The following is a 6,951-nucleotide window of genomic DNA, read 5'->3' as shown; positions in this document are numbered from 1 at the left end:
AGGGCGGAGGTGGTGATGCTTTTCGCCGTGGAACGACTGTCCGAACGCAGTGAGGACTGGCCCACAAACAAAAAGTTCCTAGAAGTTGAGCTGAACATACGCGCCGCCGGCCTGCCCGGCGCAGGTGCCTAAAAAGCCCATACATTTCCTTGTGGGTCATTCAGTGCAACGGCGAAAAGTATTACCACCTCTGCCCAAACTGAGCTTTAACAAAAAATTTCAGAACGTACTGGCTAACTGCAATTTATGTGTTTACAGCATTCCCGCAAATCCCAGGAACGCCAATGACAGCATACCGGCCAAGATAAAGGCTATACCAATGCCCTGCAATGGCTTAGGCACGTTGGCGTAAACTAATTTTTCCCGCAAAGAGGCCATAAGGATAATGGCCACTGCAAAGCCCAGTCCGGAGCCGATGGCAAAGACGATACTCTTCAACAGGCTGTAATTGCTCTCGACATTGAGCAAGGGCACCGCCAGCACAATACAGTTGGTGGCAATCAGCAAAAGGTAAATGCCCCACATATTGTAGAGCGCCGGGGCCTGTTTCTTGATGACCAGTTCCAGGAGCTGCACAAAGCTCGCGGTCAGCACGACAAACACAATGGTCGTGAGAAAGGTCAGCCCCAAAGGTTCCAGCACGAAGAAGTAGACAATCCAGGCGAGAATGGAACTCATGGTCATAACGGAGGTTACTGCCATGCCCATGCCCACCGAGGCACTTAAATTTTTGGAGATACCGAAGAAGATACAGAGGCCCAAAAATTTCGTCAGCACGAAGTTATTGACCACGACCGCGCCGATAAATAGTGTTAAATACTCACCCATGATTTAGGCCTCCTTTCCTGCTTTCAGCTCCGCCAGACGGGCTTTTTCTTCCTGCTTGGCGTTCCAGGTCTTGCAAGCCGCAACTAAATAGCCAATCAGGATAAAGGCGCCCGGCGGCAGAATCATCATCAGCATGGGGTCATAACCTGCCCCAAAGACCGGCACGCCCAGAATTGTGCCCGCACCAAAGAGTTCACGGATAACGGCAATCGTGAGCATCGCGAGCGTAAAGCCGCAGCCCATGCCAAAGCCGTCCAAAAAAGACTTCCAGACGCCGTTTTTCGAGGCGAATACCTCCGCCCGCGCCAAAATAATGGCAAACACCACCACGAGCGCCAGATAAATGCCCATCGCCTTGTAGAGTATCGGAAAATACGCCTGCAAAACCAGCTGGGCCACCGTGACAATCGTGGCAATCGAGGTGATATACACCGGCACACGCACCTTGGGATTGACCCATTTGCGCACGATGGATACCACGACATTGTTGGTGGTGATGACAAAAGTCACCGTCAGGCCCATGGTCAGGCCATTGATAACCGTTGTGGTTACAGCCAGTGCCGGGCACAGGGACAGCGCCAGAATGAAAATCGGATTTTCGGCAATAAGCCCCTTGCTGAAGATTTGCCAATGTTCCTTCATTACTTCGCACCTCCCTCAGCCTTGTAGGCGGCAACCGCTTCCACAGCTTCCCGCACGCCCTTGGTCACAGCGCGGGAAGAAATCGTCGCGCCGGTCATGGCCTGAATGTTTTCCTTATTGGCGGGGTCTTTGGTTACTTCTAACTTATCCGCACCTTTTCCCGCAAACATCTGCCGGAATTCGGGCTTTTGCGCGTTATCGCCGAGCCCCGGCGTTTCGTTATGCTCTAAAATCGAAAAATCAATAACCTTGCTGTCCGCCGTCACGGCCACGAGCATTTTGATTTTGCCGCCATACCCCTTGCTTTCCGCAGGCACAATATAAGCCACAGCCTTGCCGCCTTTTTCCGCCGCAAACCAGCCTTCATGGCCGGCCACTTCCGTGAAATGTTCCGCTTCGGGCACAAGCGCCTTCATGGACTCCTGCTTCATTTCCTCGGCTTTTTGCGCCGCCACCGGTGCGGTCACAAAATACACGGAACCAATGACAATGCCGGAGATAAAGCAGGCCGCCGCCAAGTTAAAGGCAATCTTGAACGTAGAATGTTCGTTGCTGCTCATGATTTTGCACCTCCTGCCCCAAAGATACGCGGTTTGCAAAACCGATCAATCAGTGGCGTCACGGCGTTCATCAAAAGCAGGGAATAGCAGACCCCTTCGGGATAGCCGCCCACCAAACGAATCAACACGGTCAGCGCGCCTGCGCCTACTGCAAAAATCAGCTGCCCCTTAATGGTCATGGGAATCGTCACCATATCCGTCGCCATAAAGAAAGCACCGAGCATGAGCCCCCCCGCCATCACATGGAACACCGGGTCGCCGGTAAAGAGCCCTGCGGGGCCAAAAATCCAGGTCAGCAGCGCCACTGTGGCAATCATCGTCACCGGCACCTGCCAGTTGACATAGCCCTTCCATATGAGATACAGCCCGCCGAGCAGCAGTAAAAGCGTGCTGGTTTCGCCCAGCGAACCATTGCGCGTGCCGATAAAGAGATTCCAATAGAGGTCTGACTGACTGCCAAAAGTCGCAATCAGGGCATCATAGCCCTGCATCTTCAAAATATTTAAGGGCGTTGCCGAGGTCATGGCATCCACGCCGCCGCTGGCATCCGCCATCTTCGTCCAGGTCGTCATCGCTACCGGCCAGGACACCATAAGTGCCGCGCGTCCGATATGCGCAGGGTTAAAGATATTAAAGCCCAAACCGCCCATGGACTGCTTGGCCACCACAATGGCGAGCAGAGAACCGATAGCCACCATATAGGGCGGCAGTAAGGGCGACATCGACATAGCCAGCAGCAGCCCCGTAATACACGCACTGCCATCAAAGGCGGTAATGGGCTGGTGCATGCCCTTCTGCCAAAGATATTCACCGAGCACCGCAAAGACCACACCGACCAGCATATTTACAAGTGCGGGAAGCCCAAACCACCAGATGGCAAAGAGGGCCGCCGGCAACAGTGCCGCATTGACCTGCCACATGATATGGCTGATGGTTTCATCATCACGAATATGCGGAGATACGGAAACCGTAAACAGCGAACCTGCTGTTTCCTGTTTTACTGCTTCTTCACTCATTTTTCCGCCTCCTTCTTCGCCTCAGCTGCTTCCTGGGCTTTTTTCTTAGCCTCAGCCGCGGCTTTGGCCTTCATCTGCTCCGCACGGATAAAGCCCTTGGCATTCTTGATATACTGCACGATATTGCGCTTGGCCGGACAGACAAACGTACAGCAGCCGCATTCCACGCAATTCATCAGGCCGTATTCATCACGGCAGGCCTCGTATGCCTGACGCTCCGACAGGATAGAGAGCATGGAGGGCACAAGTCCCATCGGACAGGCCTTGACGCATTTGCCACAGCGAATACAGTTCATCTCGGGGCCGTGGTCAACTTTTTCTGCCGTCAGCGCCAAAATTCCCGATGAGCCTTTCATCACAGGCACTTCTGCGGTCGCCTGGGCCATGCCCATCATCGGGCCGCCCGCAATGAGTTTTTTGGGCTGTTTCTTGAAGCCGCCGCAAAAATCAATGGCCGCCTGATAGGGCGTGCCAATGCGGATACGCAGATTCTTCGGCTCCTTGATGGCATCGCCGGTCACCGTGGTAATGCGCTCCGTCAGCGGCAGGCCATGTTCCACGGCATCGGCAATGGCCGCCACCGTCCCCACATTCTGCACCACAGCTCCCACATCCATAGGCAGGCCGCCCATCGGCACTTCGCGGCCGCTGATGACTTTAATCAGCATTTTCTCCGCGCCCTGCGGATACTTGGTCTTTAAAGCTGCCACTTCGATATTCGTGCCCTGTGCCGCCTGCTCCATCGCCTTGATGGCCTCGGGCTTATTGTCCTCAATGCCGATAACTGTCCGCTTGACGCCCAGAAGTTTTTGCAGAATCTGTGTGCCGGTGATGATTTTTGCGCCATACTCCAACATCAAGCGGTAGTCAGCAGTCAGATACGGCTCACATTCCGCACCGTTCAGAATCAGAATATCCACAGGCTTGCTTGGCTTCAATTTGATATGTGCCGGGAAGGTTGCCCCGCCCATGCCTACGATACCGGCAGATTGAATCGCTGCGAGAATTTCCTCACTGCCCATCGTCTGCCAGTTGCGCGTAAGCGGCAGGCCGTCAGCCCATTCGTCCTTGCCGTCATTTTGAATCACCACCGCCATACAGCTGCCCATGCCCGAATGCGGGCGCGGCTCGATTTTTACCACCTTGCCCGACACCGGTGCATGAATATCGGCATGCATAAACGCCGGACTCGTACCGATAAGCTGCCCACGCTTCACCTCATCGCCCACCTTCACGGTCGGCGTGCAGGGCGCACCGATATGCTGGCCCATCGGAACCACAAGTTCCTGCGGCACCGGCATATCTTCAATCGGCTTATCTTTAGCCAGTTCCTTGCCATCTTTAGGGTGAATGCCCCCGAGAAAGCTTTCGAACATACAATCACCTCTTGTATAGTCTCCCAAAATATATCATGACTGCCTATTATCCAAAATCTCGATAATCACAGGTTTTGCCGCCTTATCCTGCGCCGCCCGCCGGTCAAATTTCCGAACCAGCCCCAGCGCAAGCAGGAAGAAAAGCAACGCGCCAATCACAGCAGGCAAACTGCCATTTGCCGCCAGAAGTGGTGCCGTAAAATGCCCAATCACCGCTCCCACGCCGCCAAAAAGCAACGGCAGGATAAAGACCACAAAGGCCCCTGTGAGCACCTGCTCCTCGCGGAATGCAAAGCGCACCCGCTGACCAGCAGCCGCCCCCACGGGATTTACAGCATCCACGACCACCTGCCGGGCACCGCCGCAGGCACCGCACGAACCGCACTCCGCATGGCGGCCAATGCGCACCTTGGCCATACCGTCAGCGGTTTCCAGAACAATCCCCTGTTCCTGTTTCATCTGCATCACCTCCACAGGGTACACAATTTATACTATTCGATTTCATCCAGCATAATTCCTGTTTTTTATTTTTTTTATTTTTTTATTATTAAAGACAATTTTTCTTCAGAACGGAACCCCTGGTCTAACCAGGGGTTTTCTAATAACAAAAAAAATGCCCTCATTCGAGGGCATTGCCAGCAACGATTAATAGCGTTCCATATCACATTCCTTATTCTTTACGTCCCGCATAAATTCTTCATAGGACAATTTCTTCAGTTTTCGCAATGCAGTATTGCGGTCAGCCTCTGCTTCCGCCCCGGTCAGGCCTTCGGCATTTGCCTGCATCTGCGCCTGCATCTTCATGGCACTATCCAGCCCCTGGTCAGCCAGTTTGCCCGTTTCATCTTCCGCTTTTTCGGCGCGGTCCTTGCCTTCCTCGACTGCCGCCCGCACCACATCAGCCGCCGTTGGCTGGTGTTTGCCGTTTTCTTCCATCTGTACCGCAATCTGTTCTGCCGTACGGGTAAGCATGGCATTTTCACTATTGCGCTTTTCCAGTTCCCCGCCCATGATTTTCGCCTCATTTTCGGCAATGGCGATATAGGCGCGTTCCTTCAAGGCCTGTTGGGTAAGCTTGTCCTTATTCCAGCCTTCATGCTTTATATCAATGCCCGTATTATAAATTTTCCACTCCAGCTCACTGATTTGCCGCTGCAGGCCGCTGAGGTCGCTCTCCAGATACTTGCCACCGTTCTTTTCGATGGCGTGTTTCTGGTCGTAAAGGTCATAGAGCTTATCGTCCGTGGTCATGCCCTTTTTTCTAAGCTCATCGGCCTCAGCCTGCAGCTTTTCCCGTTCTTTGTCCGTAAGGCTGCTGTCTTTCTCCAGCCGTTCTTCAATCTCCGCGGCCTGCTTCTTATACTCAGCCTTATCCTTTTCCTCCTGCCAAAGTTTGGACAGCTGCTTTTCCGCGTCCGTCATAAAATCCGTCTGCGACAAACGATTCAGCGGGTCATTGGCCTCCTCGCTCAATTTCTTCCCCGCCTTGCTGATGTAGACCTCCGCCGCCTTGCCGATTACCGTGTCTTCCTTTTCCTTGCGCAGGGACGTATCCTGCTGCATCTTCTGCCAGACATTTTTTGGCTGCAATAAATTTTGCTTATCCTCTGCCACACGGGCTATCATTGCCATTGAATCTCCCTCCTTATCAAAAACTCTCTACTCATGTTATCGACAAAAAGGGCATATAGTTAATGGCTTTTCCAATTCTGCAAAAAAATTTTACAACAAAAAGGCCCCACAAATGTGAGGCCTGAAATCTTTATGGAGCTGATTATAGGATTCGAACCTACGACCTGCTCATTACGAATGAGCTGCTCTACCAACTGAGCTAAATCAGCAATATTTGTGGCTCTCGTGACTGACAGATTATATTATAGCCGAGAGCGGGCATCTTTGTCAATATTTTTTTTTAAAATCTTTTCAGACCAAACCAGCCGTCCTTTTCATTCCAAAACACCTGTGCACGCCAGTCCATATTCCCCCGGGCGCTGTAACTGGTGATGACCAGCTGCTGATTTTCAATGGTGGCCTTGAGGTCATGCCAACGGTCGGTACGGAAGCCCAGGTTAGCAAAGCTGTTCCAGGATACATAAGTTGTCCAGGCACCGCCGATATGGTTGCCCACCAGCCAGTAGCCGCAGCTCTTGCCCCCACGGGTAGCCGAAATCTCAAACAAACGCATGGTTGGGTCAGTCGTTTCAATGGCTCTTACGCTGTAATCCACACCGCTGTAAATGCCATCAAAGCTGTTAAAAGACAGGAAATCTTTCGTGCCGTCTGCACTCATCAAACGCAGTACCTTGCCATCTGATACAAACTTTATCTTATCGCCCATCTCATCATTTGCCGTAACAGTTTTCGTTCCGATGGTCATCGCCTGACTGACGCCAGTAACATTCATCGCGAATACCGGTGAACTTCCACCAATAATTGCAGATGCAAACAATGCACACGCGAACAATTTTACCAATCGATTCATAAGTGAAACACTCCTTCTAAAATTGACTACTTAATTATAATTCCACA

General features: G+C 52.4%; 8 protein-coding genes and 1 tRNA gene. All 9 read right to left on the bottom strand.

Annotated elements, in window-relative coordinates; translation table 11 throughout:
• Positions 1-252: 252 nt before the first annotated feature.
• Entirely contained in the window at positions 253-828 is a 576-nt protein-coding gene (locus G598_RS0115780; protein ID WP_026759855.1) for an electron transport complex protein RnfA, read from the bottom strand.
• Positions 829-831: 3 nt separating this feature from the next.
• Positions 832-1,470, bottom strand: a complete 639-nt coding sequence (gene rsxE, locus G598_RS0115775; protein WP_026767735.1) for an electron transport complex subunit RsxE — start codon at positions 1,468-1,470, stop codon at positions 832-834.
• A complete protein-coding gene (locus G598_RS0115770) occupies positions 1,470-2,030 on the bottom strand; it encodes an RnfABCDGE type electron transport complex subunit G (protein ID WP_026767734.1) in 561 nt (186 codons plus the stop codon). Before G598_RS0115770 ends, rsxE begins: the two co-directional genes overlap by 1 nt.
• Positions 2,027-3,046 (bottom strand): RnfABCDGE type electron transport complex subunit D, encoded by a 1,020-nt coding sequence (locus tag G598_RS0115765; protein WP_026767733.1) that lies wholly within the window; start codon positions 3,044-3,046, stop codon positions 2,027-2,029. The genes G598_RS0115770 and G598_RS0115765 overlap by 4 nt, the downstream gene beginning before the upstream one ends.
• Positions 3,043-4,422, bottom strand: a complete 1,380-nt coding sequence (gene rsxC, locus G598_RS0115760) for an electron transport complex subunit RsxC (RefSeq protein WP_026767732.1) — start codon at positions 4,420-4,422, stop codon at positions 3,043-3,045. The genes G598_RS0115765 and rsxC overlap by 4 nt, the downstream gene beginning before the upstream one ends.
• A gap of 33 nt (positions 4,423-4,455) precedes the next feature.
• On the bottom strand, positions 4,456-4,881 hold the full coding sequence (locus G598_RS0115755; protein WP_026767731.1) for a SoxR reducing system RseC family protein: 426 nt from the start codon (positions 4,879-4,881) through the stop codon (positions 4,456-4,458).
• A 186-nt stretch (positions 4,882-5,067) separates the two neighbouring features.
• Positions 5,068-6,054 (bottom strand): coiled-coil domain-containing protein, encoded by a 987-nt coding sequence (locus tag G598_RS0115750; protein WP_026767730.1) that lies wholly within the window; start codon positions 6,052-6,054, stop codon positions 5,068-5,070.
• A gap of 133 nt (positions 6,055-6,187) precedes the next feature.
• Positions 6,188-6,263: transfer RNA gene (locus tag G598_RS0115745), tRNA-Thr, on the bottom strand.
• A 71-nt stretch (positions 6,264-6,334) separates the two neighbouring features.
• Positions 6,335-6,904, bottom strand: coding sequence for a hypothetical protein (locus G598_RS0115740; protein WP_026767729.1), 570 nt, complete (start codon positions 6,902-6,904; stop codon positions 6,335-6,337).
• Positions 6,905-6,951 lie beyond the last annotated feature (47 nt).

Origin of the sequence: Selenomonas ruminantium subsp. ruminantium ATCC 12561, from assembly GCF_000424065.1 — a bacterium.
GTDB lineage: Bacteria > Bacillota > Negativicutes > Selenomonadales > Selenomonadaceae > Selenomonas_A > Selenomonas_A ruminantium.
Note: the sequence above shows the minus strand (reverse complement) of the source record. Positions and strands in the feature narration are given on the sequence as shown.